This window comes from Sphingomonas sp. Ant20 (assembly GCF_000783375.1).
Taxonomy (GTDB): Bacteria; Pseudomonadota; Alphaproteobacteria; order Sphingomonadales; family Sphingomonadaceae; genus Sphingomonas; species Sphingomonas aerolata.
This window is the reverse complement of sequence record NZ_JRVI01000003.1, coordinates 1-23,276: the sequence shown is the minus strand read 5'-3', so window position 1 is coordinate 23,276 and position 23,276 is coordinate 1. Positions and strand designations below refer to the sequence as shown.

The 23,276-nt window shown below is 67.8% G+C and carries 20 protein-coding genes, 2 pseudogenes and 1 riboswitch; of the genes and pseudogenes, 16 read left to right on the top strand and 6 right to left on the bottom strand.

What is annotated here, in order from left to right; translation table 11 throughout:
- Positions 1–22: 22 nt before the first annotated feature.
- From NI18_RS00850 to NI18_RS26130, 4 genes are all read right to left on the bottom strand, one after another.
- Entirely contained in the window at positions 23–232 is a 210-nt protein-coding gene (locus NI18_RS00850) for a hypothetical protein (protein ID WP_037527415.1), read from the bottom strand.
- A gap of 95 nt (positions 233–327) precedes the next feature.
- A complete protein-coding gene (locus NI18_RS00845) occupies positions 328–897 on the bottom strand; it encodes an ankyrin repeat domain-containing protein (RefSeq protein WP_306286152.1) in 570 nt (189 codons plus the stop codon).
- Positions 898–970: 73 nt separating this feature from the next.
- Positions 971–2,341 (bottom strand): catalase, encoded by a 1,371-nt coding sequence (locus NI18_RS00840; RefSeq protein WP_306286151.1) that lies wholly within the window; start codon positions 2,339–2,341, stop codon positions 971–973.
- Positions 2,341–2,670, bottom strand: coding sequence for a hypothetical protein (locus NI18_RS26130; RefSeq protein ID WP_306286146.1), 330 nt, complete (start codon positions 2,668–2,670; stop codon positions 2,341–2,343). The genes NI18_RS00840 and NI18_RS26130 overlap by 1 nt, the downstream gene beginning before the upstream one ends.
- Before the next feature lie 218 nt (positions 2,671–2,888).
- Positions 2,889–3,129: riboswitch (cobalamin riboswitch) on the top strand.
- 248 nt (positions 3,130–3,377) lie between these two features.
- On the opposite strand from NI18_RS26130, the gene NI18_RS00830 reads away from it, so the two are divergent.
- Both NI18_RS00830 and NI18_RS00825 read left to right on the top strand, forming a co-directional pair.
- Positions 3,378–5,468, top strand: coding sequence for a TonB-dependent receptor (locus NI18_RS00830; RefSeq protein WP_306286145.1), 2,091 nt, complete (start codon positions 3,378–3,380; stop codon positions 5,466–5,468).
- Positions 5,469–5,594: 126 nt separating this feature from the next.
- The gene (locus tag NI18_RS00825) at positions 5,595–6,728 is read left to right on the top strand and encodes a hypothetical protein (RefSeq protein WP_037527408.1); all 1,134 of its coding nucleotides are present in this window, start codon (positions 5,595–5,597) and stop codon (positions 6,726–6,728) included.
- Between the two features lie 113 nt (positions 6,729–6,841).
- Here the strand turns inward: NI18_RS00825 and NI18_RS00820 are convergent, their stop codons facing one another.
- Positions 6,842–7,126 carry a hypothetical protein gene (locus NI18_RS00820; protein WP_037527406.1) on the bottom strand — a complete coding sequence of 95 codons (285 nt, stop codon included), beginning with the start codon at positions 7,124–7,126 and terminating at the stop codon, positions 6,842–6,844.
- A 173-nt stretch (positions 7,127–7,299) separates the two neighbouring features.
- Here NI18_RS00820 and NI18_RS00815 point away from each other — a divergent pair, with 173 nt between their 5' ends.
- The 6 genes from NI18_RS00815 (at position 7,300) to NI18_RS26120 (ending at position 12,642) form a co-directional block, all read left to right on the top strand.
- Positions 7,300–8,910: an ATP-binding protein gene (locus tag NI18_RS00815; RefSeq protein WP_037527404.1), complete on the top strand. Its 1,611-nt coding sequence runs from the start codon at positions 7,300–7,302 to the stop codon at positions 8,908–8,910.
- Positions 8,907–9,503: a LuxR C-terminal-related transcriptional regulator gene (locus NI18_RS00810; protein WP_031393582.1), complete on the top strand. Its 597-nt coding sequence runs from the start codon at positions 8,907–8,909 to the stop codon at positions 9,501–9,503. The genes NI18_RS00815 and NI18_RS00810 overlap by 4 nt, the downstream gene beginning before the upstream one ends.
- 23 nt (positions 9,504–9,526) lie before the next feature.
- Positions 9,527–9,898: a hypothetical protein gene (locus NI18_RS21915; RefSeq protein ID WP_031439869.1), complete on the top strand. Its 372-nt coding sequence runs from the start codon at positions 9,527–9,529 to the stop codon at positions 9,896–9,898.
- On the top strand, positions 9,888–11,363 hold the full coding sequence (locus tag NI18_RS26125) for a DUF2779 domain-containing protein (protein WP_306286144.1): 1,476 nt from the start codon (positions 9,888–9,890) through the stop codon (positions 11,361–11,363). The genes NI18_RS21915 and NI18_RS26125 overlap by 11 nt, the downstream gene beginning before the upstream one ends.
- Positions 11,364–11,500: 137 nt before the next feature.
- Positions 11,501–12,355 (top strand): endo-1,4-beta-xylanase, encoded by an 855-nt coding sequence (locus tag NI18_RS00800; protein ID WP_306286143.1) that lies wholly within the window; start codon positions 11,501–11,503, stop codon positions 12,353–12,355.
- On the top strand, positions 12,352–12,642 hold the full coding sequence (locus NI18_RS26120) for an endo-1,4-beta-xylanase (RefSeq protein ID WP_306286142.1): 291 nt from the start codon (positions 12,352–12,354) through the stop codon (positions 12,640–12,642). Before NI18_RS00800 ends, NI18_RS26120 begins: the two co-directional genes overlap by 4 nt.
- A 103-nt stretch (positions 12,643–12,745) precedes the next feature.
- Here the strand turns inward: NI18_RS26120 and NI18_RS00795 are convergent, their stop codons facing one another.
- Entirely contained in the window at positions 12,746–16,135 is a 3,390-nt protein-coding gene (locus NI18_RS00795) for a TonB-dependent receptor (protein ID WP_052148891.1), read from the bottom strand.
- Positions 16,136–16,356: 221 nt separating this feature from the next.
- Here NI18_RS00795 and NI18_RS27685 point away from each other — a divergent pair.
- From NI18_RS27685 to NI18_RS00760, 8 genes and pseudogenes are all read left to right on the top strand, one after another.
- Positions 16,357–16,695: pseudogene (locus NI18_RS27685) on the top strand (tryptophan 7-halogenase); the annotation flags it as partial.
- Between the two features lie 8 nt (positions 16,696–16,703).
- The gene (locus tag NI18_RS00790; protein WP_347574777.1) at positions 16,704–17,819 is read left to right on the top strand and encodes a tryptophan halogenase family protein; all 1,116 of its coding nucleotides are present in this window, start codon (positions 16,704–16,706) and stop codon (positions 17,817–17,819) included.
- Positions 17,816–18,139, top strand: a pseudogene (locus NI18_RS26115) (tryptophan 7-halogenase); the annotation flags it as partial. The gene NI18_RS00790 and the pseudogene NI18_RS26115, both read left to right, overlap by 4 nt.
- The gene (locus NI18_RS22825; RefSeq protein WP_306286150.1) at positions 18,076–19,011 is read left to right on the top strand and encodes a tryptophan 7-halogenase; all 936 of its coding nucleotides are present in this window, start codon (positions 18,076–18,078) and stop codon (positions 19,009–19,011) included. The pseudogene NI18_RS26115 and the gene NI18_RS22825, both read left to right, overlap by 64 nt.
- Positions 18,899–19,216, top strand: a complete 318-nt coding sequence (locus NI18_RS22820; RefSeq protein ID WP_157840462.1) for a tryptophan 7-halogenase — start codon at positions 18,899–18,901, stop codon at positions 19,214–19,216. Before NI18_RS22825 ends, NI18_RS22820 begins: the two co-directional genes overlap by 113 nt.
- A gap of 57 nt (positions 19,217–19,273) precedes the next feature.
- Positions 19,274–20,731 (top strand): tryptophan halogenase family protein, encoded by a 1,458-nt coding sequence (locus NI18_RS00770; RefSeq protein WP_052148890.1) that lies wholly within the window; start codon positions 19,274–19,276, stop codon positions 20,729–20,731.
- Positions 20,728–22,230 carry a tryptophan halogenase family protein gene (locus NI18_RS00765; RefSeq protein ID WP_037527389.1) on the top strand — a complete coding sequence of 501 codons (1,503 nt, stop codon included), beginning with the start codon at positions 20,728–20,730 and terminating at the stop codon, positions 22,228–22,230. The genes NI18_RS00770 and NI18_RS00765 overlap by 4 nt, the downstream gene beginning before the upstream one ends.
- The coding region (locus NI18_RS00760) for a glycoside hydrolase family 9 protein (protein WP_198526914.1) at positions 22,230–23,276 on the top strand (1,047 nt) is incomplete at its 3' end. The genes NI18_RS00765 and NI18_RS00760, both read left to right, overlap by 1 nt.

Genomic DNA, 23,276 nt, shown 5'->3' with positions numbered 1-23,276 from the left:
CGGCCCCACCTACGCGAGGGTCTCAGTCGCGCGGCGCGCGAGCGATCACCGCCTGCGCGGCCCGGAGGCGGGCCTTCCAGATCTTCACCGACGGATGCCCGGCCGCGAGGCCGGCGAGCCGCCCCTCGATCTGGACGGCCTCGTGCTTGGCTGCGTCGAGCTCGGCGGCTGTCGGCGCAGGCTGGATATTGGCGCGCGCGTGTGCGCCGGTGCGTCCCTTGCTCTTGGTCATGGCCAAAGCGATGGCCCCGGATGCCGCGCCGCGTCAATGCGGAACGGTAGCGACACGGCCCGCTGTGGCGCGCGCAACACCCGAGCAAGGTCGCGTCAGCCCTTGACGCGTTCCGCCATCGCGGCGTTGCCCTGCCCGGCCGCGACCGAACCTGCCGATCGTCCCGCCGCGTCCTCGATCGTCCGGTCCGCACCCGCCGCCAGCAACAGGTCGACCTGTGCCCGGCGATTGAAGAGCGATGCCATCATCAGCGCGGTCTGCCCGGCATGATTGCGCGCGTTTACGTCGCACCCTGCCTTCAGCAGCCGCGCCGCGATCGCATCCTCGCCCTTGAACGCGACACCCATCTGCGCGCTGTTGCCCTGGTCGCGATCCGGACGGCAGGCGTCGGCGCCCTTGCCGATCAGCGCGTCGACCGTGGCAAGCTGTCCGTTATACGCCGCCAGGATCACGGGCGTGAAACCGCGCTCGTCATAGGCATTGATGTCGGCGCCGGCCTTGAGCAGCGGATCGATCATGTCCGTGCGGCCGAGCCGCGCCGCCTCGAACAGCAGCTGCTGGCGACGCTCGGGTGATGGCAAGGCCGCGACCGCAGGGGGCGTGCGTCGCTCGGTCGCAGCGGCCTGTGGACCGGCTGCGGCGAGCAGCGCGGCAAGATAAGTCAGCATCGTCGGTCTCGATTCCTTGAAGTCTGCCACGGCAGGAGGCGCGCGCCATGCCGCGCCTCCTGCCCCGGGATCAGCGGGCGCCCTGGCCCGGGTTGGCGGCGCGATAGTCCGCCACCGCGCGCGACACGTCGGCGATCGGCACGTTCACCGCGGTTGCCAGGCGCGTGCCGAAGTCCTTGTCGGCCTGGTAAAAGTAGCTGACCATGATCGTCTTCGTCCGCGCCGACGTCACGACATTGAGATCACCCGCCAGGTTGGTGACCAGATCCGCCTTGTCCTGCGGCTTCAGCGCCCGGTAGAATTCGCCCGCCTGGGCGAAGTTGTTGGTCTTGGCGATCGGCTTCGCATCGACGGTCGCGTCGATGCCATAGGGCGCGGCGCGGAAGCGGGCATCGGTCGACTTTGCCGCGGTCGCCGCCGGGAAATAATTCACGTCGGACGCGCGGTTGGCGTGGTCGAGCTGGCCGTCCTGGTAATTGTTGACGACGCTCGCGAGCGGACGATTGACCGGCAACTGCATCGCATTGGCGCCGATGCGATAGCGCTGCGTGTCCGAATAGGAAAACAGCCGCCCCTGCAGCATCCGGTCCGGCGACGCCTCGATCCCCGGCACGAGGTTGGCCGGTGCGAACGCCGACTGCTCGGTATAGTCGAAGAAGTTGGTCGGCACCTTGTTGAGCGTCATCTCGCCGATCTTGCGGAACGGTACGCCCAGCCATTCCTTGGTGTCGTCGAACGGATTATAGTCGAGCTTGGCGAACGCCGACGCCGACATCGTCTGCACCATCAGGTCCCAGACGGGGAAGTTGCCCTTGCCGATCTCGCCATAAAGATCGTCGGTCAGGTAGTTCCAGGTCGCGGTCGCGACCTGCGCGCCGTTCAGGTTGCGCACGCCCTGGCGGCTGATCCAGCGGAACTTGGCGAACACCGTTTCGCCCTTGGCATTCACGAGCTTGAAGGCATGGACGCCGTTGCCGTCCATCGTCCGGTAGGATGCCGGCGTACCAAGGTTCGAATAGACATGCGCGAGCATGTTGGTCGCCTCGGGCGTGGCCGAGAAGAAGTCGAAGAAGCGATTGGGGTCCTGCTTGTTCGTCAGCGGCGAGGGCTTGAGCGCGTGGATCATGTCCGGGAACTGGATCGCGTCGCGGATGAAGAAGATCGGCAGGTTGTTGCCGACCAGATCCCAATTGCCCTGATCGGTGTAGAATTTGGTCGCAAAGCCGCGCGGATCCCGCATGCCCTCGGGGCTGCCCGAGGGGTGGATCACGGTCGAGAAGCGGACGAACACCGGCGTCTGCTTGCCGGGCATGAACAGCGATGCACCGGTGATGCTCGAAATGTCCGCGGTCGCGGTGAACACGCCGTGGGCACCGGTTCCGCGGGCATGGACGACGCGCTCGGGCACGCGCTCCCGGTCGAAGCGTGCGAGCTTCTCGATCAGCGTCGTGTCCTCAAGCAGGACGGGGCCAAGGTCGCCCGCCGCCTCGAGTGGCGGTTCTCGCCGATCGGCGCGCCATTGTCGCGGGTCATCTGCGGTGCGGCGACACTCGCTGAATCACCCTTGGCTTCGACGGTGCCGGCAACCCCGGCCTGCGCCAGCGCGGGCTTGCCGGCGCTGGACGGGGCCGCCGCGGTCGTCATGCGGGTTTCCGCCTGCGTCTCGGCCGGCGCCACCGTCTGCGCGGCGACTGGCTGAATCATGGCACCAGCCGATGTCGCAGCCAGCAGCATCGCCGTCACGGCCTGACGGCTCTTCACGTTCTTCATCTCTATCCCTTAATCCTGCATGCCATCAGCGTGGCATCCCCGCACAGAGCGTGCGGCACCGCCGCCTCCTGATCGAGGACGCGCATCGCGCCAAACGGAGCTTCTGGATCACAGCAATCGAGCAGGACGATCGAGCCGCCATCGCGCCGCTCGCCGGACGATTGCCGAACGATCCTGACCGGGATAGACCGGCGCCGCTGACCTGTTCGATCCGAGCAGGGCGGCATGATCGCGTCGGTGCCCCGAAAGGGCTTAATAGGGAACGCGGTGAGGGTGGTTCGCCACCTGAAGCCGAGGCTGTCCCTGCAACTGTAAGCGGCGAGCGCGATGCATTTCGCTTCTTCCTGCAAAGGAAGGAGCAGCCACTGGGCCAGACGTTTCGTCATGAGGGCCTGGGAAGGCCGTGCATCGTGTGATGACCCGTGAGCCAGGAGACCTGCCGGCGTCTGGTCGCTCTTGCCTGGCCCAGGGGGTGGCCGCGGCACGGTACTCCGTCGAGCGACGACGTGTGCGGTGGGGACCGCACGGGCATGCGTGCCGGTCGCAATCGCGTCCGGCTGGCGCGGATGTCGGCCGTTCGCGGGAGGTCCCTGCCGGGTTCGCCAGACGCCCGGGGGATTACCGTAATGCCGTTCCTATTGTCTCGCCTCGCGCTCGCGGGGGCTATTCTGTCGCCTGTCTTCGCAGCACAAGTCCACGCCCAGTCCGTGCCGGATCCCGATACCAAGGACATCCTGATCGTCGGACAGCATGCCCAGGACACGCTCACCACGCCGAATGCGACCGGCAGCCGCCTGGGGCTCACGCCGCTCGAGACCCCCGCGACGATCTCGGTCATCGATGGCGCCACGATCCGCGCGCGCGGCGACCTGTCGGTGATCGACGCGACGAGCCGCGCACCGGGCATCAGCAACGCCGGAAACCCCGGCAATGGCGGCACCGCGCTCGCCGCGCGCGGCTTCAGCGGCCAGGGATCCGTGCTTCAGCTGATCGACGGTATAAGGCTGTTCCCGGCTGCCGGCACGATAACCTTTCCGACCGATCCGTGGATGGTCGAGCGGATCGACATCCTGAGCGGCCCGGCCTCGGTGCTCTACGGCCAGGGCGCGCTGGGCGGCGCGGTAAATGTCCTGATGCGCAAACCCGATACGCAGCGGACGCATGTGGAGGGGGAGATCGGCTATGGCTCGCAGGACAGCTTCCATCTCGCGGCGGGCGCAGGGGGGCCGATCACCGAGCGCCTCTCCTACCGCATCGACGGCAGCTATCGCCGATCGGACGGCTATGTCGATCGCGGCCAGTCGCGCAGCCATGCCGTGTCGGGCACGCTGCGCTGGGCACCGACCGACACGCTCGTCGTCACCGCGCGGGACGATTATGGCGACCAGAAGCCGATGCGCTATTTCGGTACGCCGCTGATCGACGGTCGGCTCGACGACCGCATCCGGGAGCGCAACTACAACACACGCGACGGCGTCATCCGCTACCGGGACAACCGCACCAGCCTGCAGGTCGACTGGACGCCGAGCGATGTGGTCACCGTCAGCAACCAGGCCTATCGCCTCAGCTCCAAACGCTCCTGGCTCAATCTCGAAACCTATTGCTGGGTCGCCGCAGACGGGGTCTGCGCCAACGGCAGTGGCAACACCGGCACACCCGGTGGCATCCTGCGTACCGACATGACCGGCATCGTCCATGATCAGACGCAGTGGGGCGACCAGGGCAGCGTGACGTTCAGGACGGGCATCGCCGATGGCGTCGGCAACGACTTGGTCATGGGCTTCGATGTCAACCTTATCAAACTGACATATTCCCACAATTTCGGGTCTGACCCGCAGGTTTCGGAGGTCGATCCCTTCGCGTTCGATCCCGGTCTGATCATCGACACGCAAGGCATCGCACCGCGCTATCGCACGCGCACGACCGAATATGCGGTCTTCGCCGAGGACCGGCTGAAGCTCGGAACGCACGTCTCGATCGTCGGTGGCGTCCGCTTCGAGCGCGACACGATCCGCCGCTGGTCGATCGACTATCCGGGCGGCACCGGCACCGAGACGTTCGTGCTCGCCAAGCAACTGCACAATCTGACCTGGCGGGTCGGGAGCGTCTATCAACCGATCACGACGGTGTCGCTCTATGCGCAATATGCCACCGGCGTGGACCCGCTGGGGACGCTGACGACCTATTCGACCGGGCAGGTGCAGTTCAGCAACGCGGTTGGCGACCAGGTCGAGGTTGGCGCCAAGGCGGTGTTCCTCGACGGTCGCGGCACCGCCACCCTCGCCGCCTACCGCATCGTCAAGAAGCGCCTGCTGGCGCAGCTGACCCCGACGAGCCCGGTCGAGCAGGTAGGCCAGCGATCGGCCAGGGGTATCGAGGCCGCGGTATCGCTCGATCTGCCTTACGGTGTCGGGATCGATGCGAACGGCAGCATACTCGACGCGACGTTCGACGACTTCGTCTCCGGCGACACGCGCTTTGACGGCAATACCCCGCCGGACGTGCCCGAGACGCTCGCCAATCTCTGGCTGCGCTGGAACGCAACGCGTGCGCTCCAGGCGCGCGCCGGGCTGCGCTACGTCGGGCGCCGCTATTCGGACAACGCCAACAGCTTTCGCGTCCCCAGCTACACCATGGTCGATGCAACGCTCTCCTATGCAGTGACGCCACGGCTCGCGGTCGACATCCACGGCTACAATTTATTCGACCGAAACTATGCGATCAGCACGTACAACAACCAGCAATGGGTGCTCGGCCGTCCCCGCGCGGTCGACGTCTCGCTTCGCGTCGGCTTCTAGCGCGCCCCGCGGCCGGCAGCCCTTGGGACGGGCCGCCGGCGATGTCGCCCCCCGGGAAACCCCGGATAGCCGGTCGCGCGCGCGCCCGCCTAAGCCGCATGGCCACCCCATGAGGAGACATTGCGCATGCCGTTTTACCGGGCTTCCGAGCTGTTTACCCTCCGTCCCGTGCCGCCCACGCTCGGCAAGCCGGCATGGATGAACCTGCGCGCCGTGCCGCGGGCACCCTGGGCGGGGGAGCCGGAGGCACTGCGCGGGCCCGGCATCTACGGCATGTTCCATGACGACCGGCTCGTCTATGTCGGCCTATATGCCGGCAAGGCCGAGCGGCCCTTTGGCGGATCGGTCCTCGAGCGCTGGGAGAAGCACGTCACCTATCAGACGCTGCGCTCGCCCTATGTCACCTTCGCCCGTCGGCATCTCAAGCATCTGCATGCGCTCGCCGCCGCAGAGCCCAACGGACCGATCGAGACGATCGTTGCGATGCTGGCACTGAACGGCGATGAAAGCCCGCTTCTCCAGCGCAAGGGCGGCAGCTGCACCTTCGCCAAGGCGCAGCTCGCAGCCGCACACTGGGATGTGTTCGGGCCGGGGAACGAGGCCACGATGCTCGATCACCTCGGCTTCACCTATCTCCAATTGCCGCGCGACCTGGCCGCGACCATGCTCCCCGAGCCCGGGCAGCGGCCGAGCGCATGGGTGAAGAAGCACTGGCTTGCGCCGATCGAGCGGGACCTCATTGCCGCGTTCATGCCGCCCTGCAACGACGGCACCGAACCCGGCGACGCGCCAGCGGTCGATCCGGTCGCGTTCGAGGAGCGGCTCGCCCGGCTGCTCGCCGACCGCCCCGCACCCGCCGTCGAGGATCTGGCCGGAGAGAGCGAGGCCGATGATGAAACCGATGGTGACGAGGAAGCGCTGCGCACCGAACCGACCGCCGCGCCGAACGAGCGCGAGGCGCTGCTCGACGATCTCGCCCGGCTCTGCCCCGGCGCGCTGGAGATCTATTATACTGACGTTCCCGATCTGCGCATCCGGCCGCGCTCGCACGCACGCCGGGTGCTGCTGAACGTCTTTGCACATGGCGGCGGGCTCGCCTGCAGGACCAAGGCGAGCGTGGCGGCCTGCCGCGCGCTCGGCTTCGATGCGAACGACGCGCCGGCGGGCGTGTCGATGAGCGCGGCGTTTCCGATCGACCTGTCCCGCCACTCCGCGGCGGATCTGTTCGCAGTCGCCGGTGCCGCCCTCCCCGGCGACTGACCAGCCGGTCGGGGGGGCCGGCCATTGCATGATGTGCCCTGGCGAGCCACAAGCCCGTCAGGGCGCCCGCCCTGCTGCGCAGACCTTCCGATTCCGCGTCTAAACGCGGTTGCCTATGGATCGCTCCAGCGCCTGGCCCCCCACAGGATCAGATCACGGCCGACGAACACGACGCACACGTCGCCAATGGCAAACGCCAGGCCCAGCCATGTCCATCCATGAGATAGCAGCAATGCGGGCCACGCGACGGCGAGCACGATCAGCAGCACGCCGATCGGCCGCGTCAGGCGGTTCCACCACCGCCGCGGCACGACCTGATGGCTGTAGACGATGACGCTGCCATCCTCCTGGTACCAGAGCTCGCGCACCTCGTGAATCGGATCAGGTCCTTCCGTCATCGTACGGCTGCGCCCGTTACGCGGTGACGATTCCGCGATCGCGAGACACTATGGGCTGGCATCGATACATTCCCGGGGCTGGCTCGCGATCATCATGGCCATCGCCGCCGCGCCGAAAACCCGGGAATTTCCCCGATGGCCTATCGGCGCCGGATGCGGCTAGGCAGCCCTCAATGCCGCTGCCTCCCTCTCCGCCCCGCCTCTCGATCGGTGCCGTAGCCGGCAAAACAGTGCCACGACTGGCCGACCTTCCCTGGCTCATCGGCTATGCAGCGGCGTTCGCGGCCGCGCACCAGGCCGCGGCAGGCTGGGGCGGTCAGGGCTTCTACTCGCTGCTCTATCCCGCCGCGGGCGTCAGGCTGGCGCTGCTGTGGAGCCGTGGCCCGCGGCTGACGCTGGCGGTGATGGCGACGGAACTGATCGTGCAGACGATCGCCGGCATCATCGTTCCGGGTCAGGCCGGCTGGCTGACCGCGGCAAACGGCGTCGCCCGGCCCGCGCTGACCTATGGCATCGTCGTCTGGCTGGTCCGCCACGTCGCGGCGCGGTCGCAATCGAGCCTCGGCGTCGCGCCGATGCCGCTCGGCCTCGCCGCAGTCACCGCGCCGGTCGCGGCGACCATGGCGGCGCTGCCCTGGACCTTGTTCAGTCCCGAATTAACGGGCGTCTCGGGCCTTCGTCAGACGGTGGCATCGCTGACAGGCTTTGTCGTCGGCGACCTGCTCGGCGTGTTGCTGATCGCCCCGCCCTTGCTCTGGGTGGTCCATGCGGGGCAGGACCGGCCCCGGGCACTGCACCGCCCGACGCTCCGCCAGCTTGCCGGACTGGCCGAAGCGGCCCTCGTCCTCGGCGCAGCGATCGCCGCGAGCACGCTGCTGGCAGAGATCGGGCTGGGCGTGCCCGCCGCCCCAGCGCTGCTCGCGGTCGCCTGGATCGGCTTGCGCTTCGGCCGCACCGCAGGCTGGTGCGCGATCGTGATCGTCGCGGCGATCGTCCTCCCCTTTACCGCGACCGAACTGCCCGTCGCCGAACGGCTCGCCTTGCACATGAGCCTCGCATCGATCGTCGTCGTCGGCTACCTCGCCGGCAGCTTCGCCGATGCGCAGGCGCGGGCCCAAAGCGACCTGTCGCGGCGCGACCGCATGCTGTTCCAGGCGGAACGGCTGAAGACGCTGCGCGCCATGTCGGTGGCGGTGATCCACGAGATCAGCCAGCCGCTTTCGACGCTGGCGATCGAGGCCAAGCACCTGCACGAGATCACCGTCGCCGCCGATCCGGACATCGCCCAGACCGCCGCGCTGATCGACCGCAAGGCGGCGGCGCTGTCCACTCTGGTCCGCCGGCTGCGCCGTTTCGGCGGTCGATCGGTCGACGAACCGAGCGCCCTGCCCCTGTCCGCGCTGGTCGAGACCGTCACGGCATTGACCCGTGCCGAGGCCAGGGCGGCGCGGGTCGTGGTGGAGGTGTCGCCCATCGATCCCGACTTGGTCGTCTTCGGCCAGGAGATTGAGCTCGCGCAGGCGGTGGTCAATCTGGTCCGCAATGCGGTGCAGGCGTGCGACGGTCGTGTCGCGCTCTCCGCCCATCAGAACGAGGACCGGGTCATGGTCATGGTCGCGAACCGCTGCCCCGATCGGCGGGAAGCACGCCCCGGCATGGGCGTCGGGGCGCTCGTGGCGCGGGCGATCGTCGAAGCCCATGGCGGCACGGTGGAGCGTGTCACGCACGCCGACGGCACCATCTGCGCGACGCTATCCCTCCCGCGCCCCGGAGCCGAGTCATGACACTCCCCGCCAATCAGCCGGATCGTGCCGCCGTCTATGTCGTCGATGACGACCATGACCTCGGCGCGGCCGTCGCACGACTGCTCTGCCGTCACGGTCATGCCGCCGAACCCTTTCTCGACCCGGTCATGCTGCTGTCGGTCTACGCAGAAGCACCGGCGCTGTGCATCGTCACCGACATCATGATGGGCGACCTCGACGGCTTCGGCTTTGCCGACCGCGTGCGGATGATCGACCCCGCGGTTGCGATCGTCTTCATGACCGCGTGGCCGACGACCGCGAATGCCGTGGATTCGGTGCGGCGCTATGGCGGCCTCGATTATCTGGAAAAGCCGCTCGACGAGACACGCCTCCTCAGCGCGGTCGACGAGGGGGTCGCGTGGTCCCGGCGCCAACGCAGCATCCGCGCACGAACCGCAGCCCTGTCGGCGCGCGAACGTCAGGTGTTCGACCTGCTCGTGCAGGGACATAGCAACAAGGCCGTTGCCGACATCCTCGGGCTCAGCCCCAAGACGGTCGAAGATCACCGCGCGGCCATCGTCGCCAAGACCGGTACCAACGGTCTTGCCCAGTTGATCGCGCTCGCGCGGTGACCGCATCCTTTGACGGAGGTTTCATGCCGACCACCACGGCGATCGACGAGACGATGATCGAACGGGCCATTCTCGACCTGCTCAAGACCCGCCGCGAGATCTATCCGTCGCATATCGTCGGCGAATTGCGGCGCAGCCATGCGGGACTGCCGTTGGACCGCACGCGCGACGTGCTCGAGCGCCTTTTCATCGAACGACGCGTCGCGCGATTATGGCATCGCTACATGCTCCCGGCGGACGTCGAGGCGGTCCGCGCCAAGTGGCTCGGCCTGATCGAACGCCAGGCCGAACGGATCGACGCGGTCGCGGTCGATCCCGCAACGTCGCGCGACGCGCGGGATCTCGTGATGCGCTGGGACGGATGGTCGATGGAGGGGTGTGATTTTGCCGCCTGACACGCTCTCGCCATCGCGCCTCGCCGCGTTCGAGCGGTGCCCGCGGCAATTGTGGCTGATGACGTTTCGGCCCGACAGCGCAGGTTCGACGAACGATGCCGCCGATCGTCGGGCGACCGCGCATGTGATTGCTGCCGAGGCGCGGCGGCAGATGCCTGACATGGTCATGATCGACCCCGCCTCCGGTCGATCGGCAGCGTCAGCAGCGACCGGCGCAGCGATTGCGACCCGCCAGATCATCGCGGGCGCGCAGTTCTTCCACGACGGCGTGCAGGCGATCGTCGATATCCTTGAACCGGATGGCGACGGCTGGCGCATCATTGCCGTTCGCGGTTCGACCAAGGCAAAGCCGGACCATCTCGCCGCGCTCGCGACTCAGGCCTGGGTCGCCGCCGCCAACGGCCTGCTCATCACATCGGTTCACGTCCGCCACCTCGATCGCGACTTCACGCTGGACCGCTCGGGGGACCGCGGCGGGCTGTTCGTCGATACCGACGTGACCGCGCTGGTTGCGCCGATTGTGGTGACACAAGGCACGCGCGTCGGTGCGGCCAAGGCCTTGCTGACACAAAGCGAACCTGCAGCGATCGTCGGCGATCACTGCCACGCGCCGTACACCTGTGCCTTCACCGACTATTGCCACGCAGGTTTGCCGGCGGGTCCGTACTGGCCCGTGACGATCCTGCCGCGCGGCGCGGGCAAGGCGTTCCTGCAGCGTGGCATCGTTGACCTGACGCATGTCCCGGTCGAGGATCTGGGCTCCGACACCGACCGCCGCGTCCATCGCGCCACGATGACCGGGCAGGTCGAGCATGACCCCGCGGGCGCTGCGCAGGCGATGGCCGGCTGGTCGTATCCGCGCATCTGGCTGGACTTCGAAACCGTCAGCGACGCGGTGCCGGTCTGGCCCGGCTGCTCGCCCTATGAGCAGGTGCCGTTTCAATTCGTCGCGGATGTCGAAGCCGCTGACCACGGCATCGTACGGCGCGAGTTTCTCGATCTGAGCGGCAAAGATCCGCGCCGCGCCTGTGCCCAGGCGCTTGCCGCACTGCCACGGACCGGCGCGGTCATCGCCTGGCACGCCCGTTTCGAACGCGACGTCGTGCTGCGCCTCGCGCGTGCCTATTCCGATCTCGCCGCCGTGCTCGACGATCTCGCCGCGCGCATCGTCGACCTGCTGCCCGTCACCCGCGACCATTGGTACCACCGGGACCAGCGCGGAAGCTGGTCGATCAAGGCGGCCCTGCCGACGATCGCACCTCATCTCGATTATGCCACGCTGGCCGTACGGGACGGCGGCGACGCGGTCGCGGCGTATCGCGAAGCGGTCGACGTCGCATCTACGCCAAAGCGCCGCGCCGAACTTGATACCGCCCTGCGCCTCTATTGCGGCCGGGATGTCGAGGCGATGCGGGTGGTTGCAGAACGGCTGATTGAATCGGGCCCGGCTTCCCCCGTTGCATAGACACGTCCAGGGCCCGCTTGCCACCGAACCATTGCGTCTTCGGCCATCCAGTTTGCGTATCAAACCAGAGGCTTCGGGATTGACCTGTTGCGGAGAAACCGCCAGCGTTAGCGCTATCATAAAAGAGAGGATGTGCTGTGGAAATTACGCGACGCACCGGGCTGGCGATGCTGACGGGTCTTGCCGTATCGGCCGGCGCCCGTGGAACGGCCGCACCTGCACCGACCGGCCTGCACGGCATCGCCGCAACCAAGGGAATGCGGATGGGGTCGAGTTTCGCATGGGGTGCCCCGGGTGCCGATCGCGGCTCGTTCGCGAACCCAGCCTATGCTGACCTGCTCAAACGCGACTGCGGCCTGCTCGTGGCCGAAAACGAGATGAAGTGGCAGGCGTTGCGACCGAGCGCGACCGCCTTCGACTTCACCCGCTTCGATGCGATGATGGCATGGGCGGACGCGAACGCGCTGCCGGTGCGCGGGCATAATCTGCTGTGGCATCAGCCCAAATGGATGCCGCGCTGGGAAGAAACGCATGATTTCGGCGCGACCCCCGCGCGCGCCGCCGAACATCTGCTGGTCGATCATATCACCACGGTATGCCGCCGCTATGGCACGCGGATCCGCAGCTATGACGTCGTCAACGAGGCGGTCGATCCCAAGGATGCGAGCCTGTACCAGACCGCTTTGTCGCGCGCGCTGGGCAGCCCCGAGGCAACGCTGGACCTCGCCTTCCACACCGCGCGCCGCGTCGCGCCACACGCGCAGCTGGTCTATAACGACTATATGAGCTGGGAGCCCGGCAACGCGACGCACCGCGCCGGCGTGCTCAAGCTGCTCGAAGGGTTCAAGGCGCGCGGCGTGCCGGTCGATGCGCTGGGGGTGCAGTCTCACCTCGTCACGCAGGGGATCGACGCGCGCGCGACGATCGCAGGGCTGGAAGGCGAGTGGCGCCGCTTCCTCGATGCGGTCACCGCGATGGGCTACGGCTGGTGATCACCGAGCTCGACGTCCGCGACAATTCGCTCCCTGCCGACTTCACGGTCCGCGACCAGGCGGTGGCCGATTTCACGCGCGGCTATCTCGACGTGATGCTCGCCTATCCGCAGCTTCGCGACGTGCTGCTGTGGGGGATGACCGACCGCTATAGCTGGATCGAGGGGTTCGAGCCGCGCAAGGACAAGGCCCGCCGCCGCCCCTGCCCCTATGACGCCGCGTTCAAGCCCAAACCGATGTACACCGCGATCGCCGCCGCGCTTGCTGCCGCCCCGCCCCGCACCTGACGCCCGGACAAAAAAAGGGCGCCGCGATTGTCGTGCGGCGCCCAGGGGGGAGAACGGGGAAAAGGATCGGGAGGGTCGGCCGCACCGGCCGACCCTTTCGCGCTTATCTGAACGACGCGCGGATCGAGAAGGTGAAGCGGCGATCCGCGATGAACCAGTTGCGCGGCCGGGTCAGCAGATCATCGTTGATCACATATGACGTGCGCGTGATCGAATTGGTCAGGTTGACGCCTTGGAACCCCATCTTGATCGCTGGCGTCACCGCGTAGAAGATCGAGGCGTCGAGCTGCCCGTATTTCTCCGCGTAGACCGGCGAGTTCGGCACGATCACGTCGCGGATCGTCAGCAGGTTCTTCGACCGCCAGTTATACGCGGCGCGTACCTCCAGCCCGTTACGCTGGTAGAAGGGCGCGAAGTTGAACTGGTATTTCGACAGCCCCTGCAACGGCAGCCCGCTGGTGTCGACGTTGGAGATGATCCCGGCGGTGACGTTCGGATCGTCGGAATCGAGGTTCTGCTGCGACACGCCCGACGACTTCACGTAGGTGAAATTGGCCGCGAGCCCGAACCCGCTCAGGAGCCCCGGCAGGAAATCATAGGTCTGCTGATAGCCGACCTCGAACCCCTTCACGCGACCCGTCTCGGTCGAGTTCAGCGGGGTCGTGATGATCCCGTCGAATGTCGCGCCGTTGTTGGTGAAGCTCTGACGCTGCAGGCTGTTGGTCTGCACGCCGTACAGGTCCTTCTTGAACAGCGACAGCGTGAGCTGGCCGACGTTCGAGAAATACCATTCCGCGGTCACATCGTAATTGTCCGCACGGACCGGCTTGAGAAACGGGTTGCCGACCTGGAAGGTCGCGACCGGCGCCCCGTTGAACAGGATCGTCTGGTCGCTCGTGTTCAGATTGATGTTGTAATAGGACCGGGTCAGCCCGAAATCCGGCGGAGCGACGCTCTTGGTGAACGCCGCGCGGAACTGGAGACCACCGCCCATCGCCAGCTTCACGTTGAAGCTCGGCAGGAAATAGTCGTAACTCAGCTTGGCGTCGTTGGGTGTCGTGCTGCCGTTCTGGAACGCCGCGGCGGCGTCACGTACGGCTTGCGGCAGCGCGCAGAACCGCGAGACCGGCTGCCCGTCGGTCGGCGCGACGCAGCTGAACGACTGTTGCGGGAAGGCGAAGAAGCCCGACGAGACGCGATCCGTCTTGGTGTACCGCACACCGATATTGCCGCTCAGGTTCCAGCCGTTCGACAGGTCGTTGCCAAAGCGCGCCATCGCATAGACCGCGTTGTTGCGCTCGCTGACCGGATTGATCTCACCGGGCAGGAACGGCGTTCCGGCGACGACACCGGCACGGCTCGCCAGCGGCACCCAGCCATTGGCGCCCGACAGGTTGCTCGTGAAGTTGCGCCATTCCTGCGCGATCTGGCTGATCGCCTGCGTCGCCGCGCCATAATCCTGGAGGAACGACCCCGGCACGAACACGCGCCCGCCGTTCGACGAATCGTTCGCCTTGCCGCGGAAGAAGTTGTCGTAGAGGAATGCCTGCTGCGGGCCGAGATTGCCCGTATTGCGCGTGACGGGATTGCCGTCGATCGGGCGATCGAACCAGACCGGGCCACCCGGGCCGGTCGGCGCCGCTGCATTGTCCTGGTTGTTGCCGCCGCCCCAGATCTCGCTGAGCACGCCCCAGTTATAGCCGGTCGAACGCGCTTCATTCTGGCGATCGGCGAAGCGATAGCCGACGCGGACCGAGGTCAGCCAGCTATCCTCCGGGAAGGAATAATCGAGGTCGATGCGCGCAGCATCCTCGTTGCCTTCGCTGTCCTCGATATGGTCCATCGCCGAACGGTAGAAGTTGTTATAGGCGTCGAGATAGCTCGGGTGCGCGGCGTTCTGGTAATTGTTCGGCGTGTTCGTCACGGGGATGAAGTTCACATAGGCCGGGTTGGTCCCGTCGAGCCGGATATCGGCATTCTGGAAGGTCGTGCCCCAGACCGTCAGGTCGGTGACCTTCACCTGCGACCAGACATGCTGGTAGTCCAGGTTGATGCCGAGCCGGTTCGTCGCCTGCCACTTCAGGTTGAAGCTGGCGTCGTTGGTGCGGAAGCGCGACTGGTTGCCGCGCGAGATGTTGTTGCTCTGCAGGCCGTTGCTCGGCGTGCGCTGGTCGCCGCCGTTCGCCGGATCCTGATCGGCGCGATAGCCGTTCGGGCCGGTGATGATCCCGCTGGTGAAGACGTTATCGTCGTCATAGGCAAAGCTGGTGCCGGGGAAGGGCTGCGTGTCGCCTGCCGCCAGCACGTTGTCGGTCGCGACCTCGATCGAATTCTCGGTCCACGCCTCGCGCGAGTCAGTCCGCAGGAACTGCGCGGTCGCGGTCATCGACTTGTCGGGGCTACGCCACTGGCCGGCGGCCGAATAGCCGTAGCGCGTGCGGTTGAATTCCTGGCTGCGGATCGCCGCGCCACGGGGCACGTAGACGGTGCGGCCCGCGTTGACCACGCCGGTGGTCGCGTCGACCGGCTGCAACAGCGATCCGTCGGCGCCGATCACGCGCTCGCCCCAGTTCGAGATCTGCACGCTGTCGGCGCGGCTACGGACCTGCGAGCGCACGAAGCTGGCGAGGATGCCGAAGTCGCCGATGCCGGTTTCCCAGCGGTTGCTGCCGAGCACCGAGACCGTGGGCGCCGACTTCTTGACGAAATCGCCGTAATTGTTCTCGAGCGTCCCGCCCAGCACCAGTCCGGTAGAATCGAACGGCAGGCGCGTGCGCAGATTGACCGAGCCGCCGATGCCGCCTTCGATCATGTCGGCGGACGGGCTCTTGAACACGTCGACGCCGCCAAGCAGTTCGGCGGGCACGTCGGCGAAGGACAGGCCGCGGCCGTTGTTCGCGCTGAACGAATCGCGGCCGTTGATCTCGGAGCGCGTGTAGCTGAGGCCGCGGACGGTGACGCCCGACCCTTCGGTCGCGAAGTGATCGGGATCGGCACCGGCCGAGAAGCGGCTGATCGACACGCCAGGCACACGCTGCAGCGCTTCGGTGACCGAACGATCGGGCAGCGCGCCGATGTCTTCGGACGAGATCGAATCGCCCACGACTTCGGAATTGCGCTTGATCGCCTGCGCACTCTTCAGGCTCTGGCGGATGCCGGTGACGACGATGTCCTGATCGGCGGCTTCGTCCTGCGGCGTTGCGGTCGACTGCTCGGCCTGCGTCACCTCGGCACCGCCCGAGGGCACCTGCCCGTTGGCGGAGGGCTGTGCCGCGCCCGCCTGGGGCGCCCCGGCCACCGTCGCCGCAGTGCGATCAGAAGATGCGGTACGCCCGGCCGCGTTCGGCGTCAGCGTGGTCTGGCCGGCGGCGGCATCGGCTTGCTGAGCCAGAGCGCCGTTTGGCGCGGCGGCCAGGCACAGCGCAAGCAAGGAGGCACCACCTTTGAGGAGGTTCCCGCGACGCGCGGCGCGTGTGATCTCGAACTTGGCCATGACTCCCGGCATCCCCTCATTGTGTTAGCGCTATCATTTGTAAGCGCTTTTTTCTTACAATGTTTGGTAGCGAGAGGGATGAGTTCGGCCTCGACTGAATCGGACGGTTTTTAAGTGAATTGCTAGGCTTGTTGCATGATTGCAACATAGCCGGGGGGGTGGAATTGGACGAACGTGCTCGGCTACGCATCGTTATCGTTGGTGGCGGTACCGCAGGCTGGATGACCGCGGCGACGCTCGGCCTAACGACCGGTACGCCGTCCGCGGCACGGCTGGCCGACATCACGCTGGTCGAGTCCGAGGAGATCGGCACCGTCGGTGTCGGTGAGGCCACGGTGCCACACATCCGTTTCTTCAATCAAAGACTGGGTATCGACGAAGCCGATTTCGTCCGGCGTACCAAGGCGACGTTCAAGCTGGGTATCGAGTTCTGCGATTGGGGTCGGATCGGCGACAGCTACATCCATCCGTTCGGCGATTTCGGGCATGACATCGACGGACTGCCATTCCATCAGCATTGGCTCCACGCGACCCGGGGCAGGCCGGATGAGACGCCCGCGCTCGCCGCCTGCTCGCTCCCGATCGTCGCCGCGCGTGCCGGGCGTTCACGCCGCCGCTCGACGATCCGCGATCGGTCGGGTCGACCTATTCCTATGCGTATCAGTTCGATGCCGGGCTCTATGCCGCGTATCTGCGCGACTATGCTGAAGCCCGCGGCGTGACGCGGATCGAGGGTCGCGTCGAGCACGTCGAACGGGGCCCGAGCGGTATCGCGGCCCTTCGCCTGGCGGACGGGCAGCGGATCGAGGGTGATCTGTTCGTCGACTGTTCAGGGTTCCGCGCCTTGCTGATCGAAGGCGCCCTGAAGGCGGGACACGAGGATTGGGCGCACTGGCTGCCCTGCGACGCGGCCTGGGCGGTCCCGACGGCGAACACCGGTCCCCCCGTCCCCTATACCCGCGCCACCGCGCGCGACGCCGGCTGGCAATGGCGGATCCCGCTGCAGCATCGCACCGGGAACGGTCATGTCTTCTCGACGCGCTTCACCGATCCGGACCGCGCGCGCGCGGTGCTGCTCGACAATCTCGAGGGCGAGCCCCTGGCCGAGCCGCGGATGCTGCGATTCCGCACCGGGCGTCGGCACCGCCAGTGGATCGACAATTGCGTGGCGATCGGCCTTTCCGCCGGGTTTCTCGAGCCGCTCGAGTCGACCAGCATCCACCTGATCCAGCTGGCCATCGGCAAGCTGATCGAGCTGTTCCCGAACGACGCCGTGCTCGACCCTGCGGATGCCGCGGAATTCAACCGCGCGATGGCGCTGGAATATGACCGCGTCCGCGACTTCCTGGTTCTTCATTATTGCGCGACCGAGCGTGACGACACGCCGTTCTGGCGCCACATGCGGACTATGGACCTGCCCCCCTCGCTGGCCGGGAAGATCGCCGCCTTTCGCGATCGGGGCATCGTCGAACAATATCGCGAGGGCATGTTCCTGCCGGCGAGCTGGCTCGCGGTCTATTATGGCCAGCGAATCATGCCCGAACGGATCCACCCCCTCGTCGCCGCACTACCCGTCGCGGACGCGCGCGCGCGCGTCGCGGCGGTCGCCGACGCCTGCCGCCGCACCGCCGAGGGGATGCCGACGCATGCGGACTATCTTGCACGGATCGGAGCTGCCGCGTGACAGCCACGGTCGCTGTGCTGGGCGCGAACCTGTGTGGCTGGATCGCCGCGGCGGCGCTGGCGCGGCGCTTGCCACGCGAATCCTACCGCGTGGTGGTGATCGACGACGGCACCGGCGGCGATGGCCTGGGCGATTTCGCACCGGTGATCGCGGTGCCGCCAGCGCTCGCGGGCTTCCATGCCGATCTCGGTCTCGATGCGGCGACACTCGTTCGGATGACGGGCGGCGGCCATGCGCTGGGCGTCGCGTTCGGCGGCTGGCGGGCCGACGGCGCGGCGACGTTCCTGTCTTATGGCGAGACCGGTGCGCCGCTCGAGGCATCGCGTTTCACCAACTCGCCGGACGGCTGCGCGCGGCGGGGCACCCGGTCCGGCTGGCCGATCATGCGCTGTCCGCGGTCGCCGCGCAGGCGGGCCGGTTCGCGCCCGGGGCGCCGATCGCGCATGCGCTGCATCTGCCCGTCGCGCCCTATGAAGCGTTGCTGCGCGCGGCGGCGCTGCGAGCGGGGGCCGAACGCGCCTCCGCGGACTTCGTCGATGCCGAGATCGCAGCGAACGGCATTGTCGAGAGGCTGACACTCGCGGACGGTACCGCAGTCCAACCCTGGCTCGTCCTCGACTGTTCGGGAACCGACGCGCGCATCGCCAGCCGTACCAGCCCCGCGTCCGAGGACTGGTCCGGCTGGTTGCCGTGCGACCGGACGCATGCCGAGACGGTGCCCGCGCAGGGCGCGCCCCCGCCCTATACGCAGGTCGATGCGCAGGACACGGGCTGGACGGCAACCTGGCCGCTCGACGGCGCCGATGTCCGACTGACGTGCAGCATCGGGGGCACCGGCAAGCCGTTCCACGCGGCGCGGCGGGTCGAGGCATGGCGCGGCAATTGCGTCGCGCTGGGCGCCGCGGCGGGCCTGCTCGAACCACTGCACCCGACCACACTGACGCTGTTGCTGCGCTCGCTCGCGCAGTTGATCCAGCTCTGGCCCGCCGGACCGCAGGCACCCGTCGAAGCCACCGCCTTCAACCGCACTGCGGCCGGGGCGTACAGGCGCGCGCGACTTCCTGATCGCGCATTATGCCGTGGCCGGTCGCGCCGGCGCGCTGTGGGACGACCGCCGCGCAGCATCGCTACCCGGACCGCTGGCCGCCAAACACGATCTGTTTGCGGCGCGCGGGCGGTTGCCGATGTATGACGACGAAGTGTTCGAGGAGGAGGATTGGGCGGTGATGTTCGACGCGATGGGCCTCATGCCGCGCCGTTACGATGCGCGCGCGGACATAGTGCCGCTGGCGGCGATCGAGCGGCATCTGGCCGGGCAGCGTGCGCGGGTCATCGCGCAGGTCCGCGCGCTTCCCCCTTATGCGCAGGCGATGGCCGCGTTGCGGGCGCGCGCATGACGATCGGCGCCCCCCGTCCGCCGCATCGTCATCGTCGGCGGCGGCACGGCCGGCTGGATGGCGGCGGCCGCGCTTGCCCGGCTGATCCCGACCGGAGCAAGCATCACCCTGATCGAATCGGACGCGATCGGCACCGTCGGCGTCGGCGAAGCGACGATCCCGCCGATCCGCGGCTTCAACGCGATGCTGGGGATCGACGAACCAGAATTCCTCGCCGCGACCGCGGGGAGCTTCAAGCTCGGGATCGAGTTCGTCGACTGGGGTGCGCTTGGCGAGCGCTATCTGCATCCCTTTGGCGGCTTCGGTTTCGATATCGAGGGTGTGCGCTTCCACCAATATTGGCGCCGCCGCCGCGCCGCCGGGGTCGTGGAGGATATCGAGGCCTATTCGCTGTGCGCGGTCGCCGCGCGCGCGGGACGGTTCGTGCCCCCCTCGCCCGACCCGGCGTCGGTGCTGTCGCAGATGGCGCACGCCTATCATTTCGACGCGGGGCTCTATGCACGCTTCCTGCGCGGGCGCGCCGAGCGCGACGGCGTCGTGCGCGTCGAAGGCGATGTCGTCAACGTCGCACTCGACGGCGAGACCGGCCATGTCCGCCACGTCACGCTGGCCGGCGACCGCGTCATCGAAGGGGACCTGTTCCTCGACTGTTCGGGGTTCCGCGGCCTGCTGATCGAGCAGACGCTGGGCGCGGGCTATGAGGACTGGACGCACTGGCTTCCCTGCGATCGGGCCGTCGCGATGCCGACCGCGAACGCCGGCGCGGCGATCACCCCCTATACCCGCTCGACCGCGCGCGCGGCCGGCTGGCAATGGCGCATCCCGCTGCAGCACCGCACCGGCAACGGCTATGTCTACAGCAGCGCGCATTGTTCGGACGATGAGGCCGCGGCGACGCTGCACGCCGGGGTCGACGGCACCCCGCTCGCCGAACCACGCCTGCTGCGCTTCACTGCGGGACGGCGGCGCAAGCAGTGGATCGGCAACGTCGTCGCGTTGGGCCTTGCCTCCGGTTTTACCGAACCGCTCGAATCGACCAGCATCCACATGGTCCAGACGGGCATTTCGAAACTGCTCGCCTTGTTTCCCGACCAGGGCTTCTCGCCGGTCGAGATCGACACCTATAACCGGCTGGCGGCGACTCAGTTCGACCAGGTCCGCGACTTCCTCATTCTCCATTACCATGCGACGCGCCGCGATGATTCGCCATTCTGGCGCGAGACGCGGGCGCGGGCGATCCCCGACAGCCTCAGCGAGAAGCTCGCCTTGTGGCGTCGCCGCGGACGGCTGTTCCGCTGGGAGGACGATCTGTTCGCGGAGGCGAGCTGGGTCGCGGTGCTGCTGGGCCAGGGCATCGTTCCCGACGGCTGGGACCGGCTTGCCGATGCGGTCGATGCGCGCGAGGTCGATGCACGGTTCGACCGGCTGCGCGCGATGTTCGCCGATGCCGCATCGCGAATGCCCCGGCACGAGGACTATCTGGCCCGCACCTGCCCGGCGCGGGTGCGCGCATGACCGGCACGCTCGGATCGGTCGTGATCGTCGGCGGTGGTACCGCGGGCTGGATGGCCGCGGTCGCGTTCGGCCGATTGCTGGGCCCGGCCGGGACGCGCGTGACGCTCGTGGAATCGGACGACATCGCCACGATCGGCGTCGGCGAGGCAACGATCCCGCCGATCCGCACCTTTCACGCGATGCTCGGGATCGACGAGGACGCATTCCTCCGTGCGACCGGCGGCAGCTACAAGCTCGGCATCCGCTTCGAGGGCTGGACGCGCCCGGGCGAATCCTACGTCCATCCGTTCGGCCAGATCGGGACCGACATCGCCGGCGTGCCGTTCGCCGCGCAGTGGCTGCGCGCCCGCCAGGCGGGTGCCGCCGAAGCGCTCGGCGCCTATTCGCTCGAAGCCCGCGCCTCCGAAGCCGGCCGCTTCTCGCGCCCGATCGCGAACGGTGATTCACCGCTGTCGCGCATCAGCTATGCCTATCATTTCGACGCAGGCCGCTACGCCGTGTTCCTGCGCGCGCAGGCCGAGGCGCACGGCGTCATCCGCCGCGAGGGCCGGGTCGACCGCGTCGAGCGTGGCCCCGCCGGAATTGCCGCGGTCCATCTCGCCGATGGCAGCCGTGTCGAGGGCGACCTGTTCCTCGACTGCACGGGGTTTCGCGCGCTGCTGATAGAAGGCGCGCTGCAGGCGGGCTGGACCGACTGGTCACAATGGCTGCCGTGCGATCGTGCGGTTGCGGTCCCGTCGGCCGCCGACGCCGCGCCGCTCGCGCTCACGCGGGCGATCGCGGAACCCGCCGGCTGGCGCTGGCGTATCCCGCTGCAGCATCGCACCGGCAACGGGCATGTCTTTTCCAGCCGCCACTGCAGCGAGGACGAAGCGACCGCGACGCTGCTCGCAGGGCTGGGGGGTGAGACACTGGCCGACCCGCGCGTGATCCGCTTCGCCACCGGGCACCGCACCCGGTTCTGGAGCGGCAACTGCATCGCGCTCGGCCTCGCGGCGGGGTTCATGGAGCCACTGGAATCAACCAGCATTCATCTGGTGCAGAGCGGGCTTCAGCATCTGTTGCGAATGCTTCCGGCGGGCGGTCCCCCTGCCCCGGCGATCGTCGACCGATATAATCGCACGATGACCGGCGAGTTCGTCCGGATCCGCGATTTCCTCGTCGCGCATTATCGCCTCAATGCCCGTACGGAACCCTTCTGGCGCGAGCGCGCGGCGGCGCCGATCCCGGATGGCCTCGCCGAAAAGCTCGCGCTGTTCCGCGCCGGCGGACGCATTTTCCGCGAAGCGGACGAGCTGTTCAACGAGGTCAGCTGGCTTGCTCTGCTGACCGGACAGGACGCACCCGTGACCGGCCATGACCCAATCTGCGACGCGCTGCCGATCGCCATCGCGGCAAAGCGGCTCGCTCAGATAGAACGCGTCGTCGCCACCTCGCTGACGCACATGCCCCCCCATGCCGACGCGCTGGCACGGTTGGGCCAGGACAGGACAATCTGATGCCCATCGCCCTCTTCCTTGCCGCGGCCGTCATCAACCTCAACCAGCTCGGCTTCCGTCCCGAAGACCCCAAGCTTGCGATCGTCGCCGATCACGCGTCGCGGCCGCTCGACTGGGTCGTGGTCGACGACGCTGGCAAGACCGTGCTGACGGGACGCACCAGCGTCGGCGGTGACGACGCTGCGTCGGGCGATCATGTCCATGTCGCGCGCTTCACCGCGCTCACCCGCCCGGGCAGCTACCGGCTGCGCGTCGACGGGACCGAAAGCGGCCGCTTCCGCGTCGGCCGCGACGTCTACGCCCCGCTTGCGCTGAACGCGCTCAACTTCTTTTACCAGCAGCGCGCCGGTACGCCGATCGACGCGCGCTGGGCCGGTGCCCGCTGGGCCCGCGCGGCCGGCCATCCGCGCGAGGTAGCTGCCTGTTTTTCGGGCGCGGACGAGAAGGGCAATGTCTGGTCCGGCTGTCCCTATACGCTCGACGTCACCGGCGGCTGGTACGACGCGGGCGACCACGGCAAATATGTCGTCAACGGCGGCATCGCGGTGTGGACGCTGCAGAATCTCTACGAGACCGGGCTTGCGCGTCGCGTGTTCGCCGACGGTCAGGCGCGGCTGCCAGAAGCCGGCAACCGCCGCGACGACCTGCTCGACGAAGCGCGGTGGGAAATCGAGTGGATGCTGCGGATGCAGGTCCCCGCGGGCACCCGCGTCGCACTCCCCATCGGGCCGCATGATCGCTCGGGCAGGCTTGCACTTACGCCTGTCGATGCGGGCGGCATGGCGCACCACAAGGTTGCCGACGCGCGCTGGACGACATTGCCGACCGCACCCGCCGACGACAAGGAACCGCGGCTCCTCTACCCGCCCTCGACCGCGGCGACGCTCAACCTCGCCGCGGTCGCGGCGCAAGCATCGCGACTTTGGAAAGCGACAGACCCCGCCTTTGCCGCGCGGTGCCTTGCCGCCGCGCGCGCCGCCTGGACCGCAGCGCAGCGCAACCCCGCGATCCTTCGCGGCTCGCCGCAGCGGGGCATTGCCAACGAG

Coding starts and splice junctions, on each gene's coding strand:
- NI18_RS00850 (WP_037527415.1), bottom strand. CDS start 232: ATGACCAAGAGCAAGGGACGCACCGGCGCACACGCGCGCGCCAATATC.
- NI18_RS26130 (WP_306286146.1), bottom strand. CDS start 2,670: ATGAAGAACGTGAAGAGCCGTCAGGCCGTGACGGCGATGCTGCTGGCT.
- NI18_RS00825 (WP_037527408.1), top strand. CDS start 5,595: ATGCCGTTTTACCGGGCTTCCGAGCTGTTTACCCTCCGTCCCGTGCCG.
- NI18_RS00820 (WP_037527406.1), bottom strand. CDS start 7,126: ATGACGGAAGGACCTGATCCGATTCACGAGGTGCGCGAGCTCTGGTAC.
- NI18_RS00815 (WP_037527404.1), top strand. CDS start 7,300: ATGCCGCTGCCTCCCTCTCCGCCCCGCCTCTCGATCGGTGCCGTAGCC.
- NI18_RS00810 (WP_031393582.1), top strand. CDS start 8,907: ATGACACTCCCCGCCAATCAGCCGGATCGTGCCGCCGTCTATGTCGTC.
- NI18_RS21915 (WP_031439869.1), top strand. CDS start 9,527: ATGCCGACCACCACGGCGATCGACGAGACGATGATCGAACGGGCCATT.
- NI18_RS00795 (WP_052148891.1), bottom strand. CDS start 16,135: ATGGCCAAGTTCGAGATCACACGCGCCGCGCGTCGCGGGAACCTCCTC.
- NI18_RS00770 (WP_052148890.1), top strand. CDS start 19,274: ATGGCGGCGGCCGCGCTTGCCCGGCTGATCCCGACCGGAGCAAGCATC.
- NI18_RS00765 (WP_037527389.1), top strand. CDS start 20,728: ATGACCGGCACGCTCGGATCGGTCGTGATCGTCGGCGGTGGTACCGCG.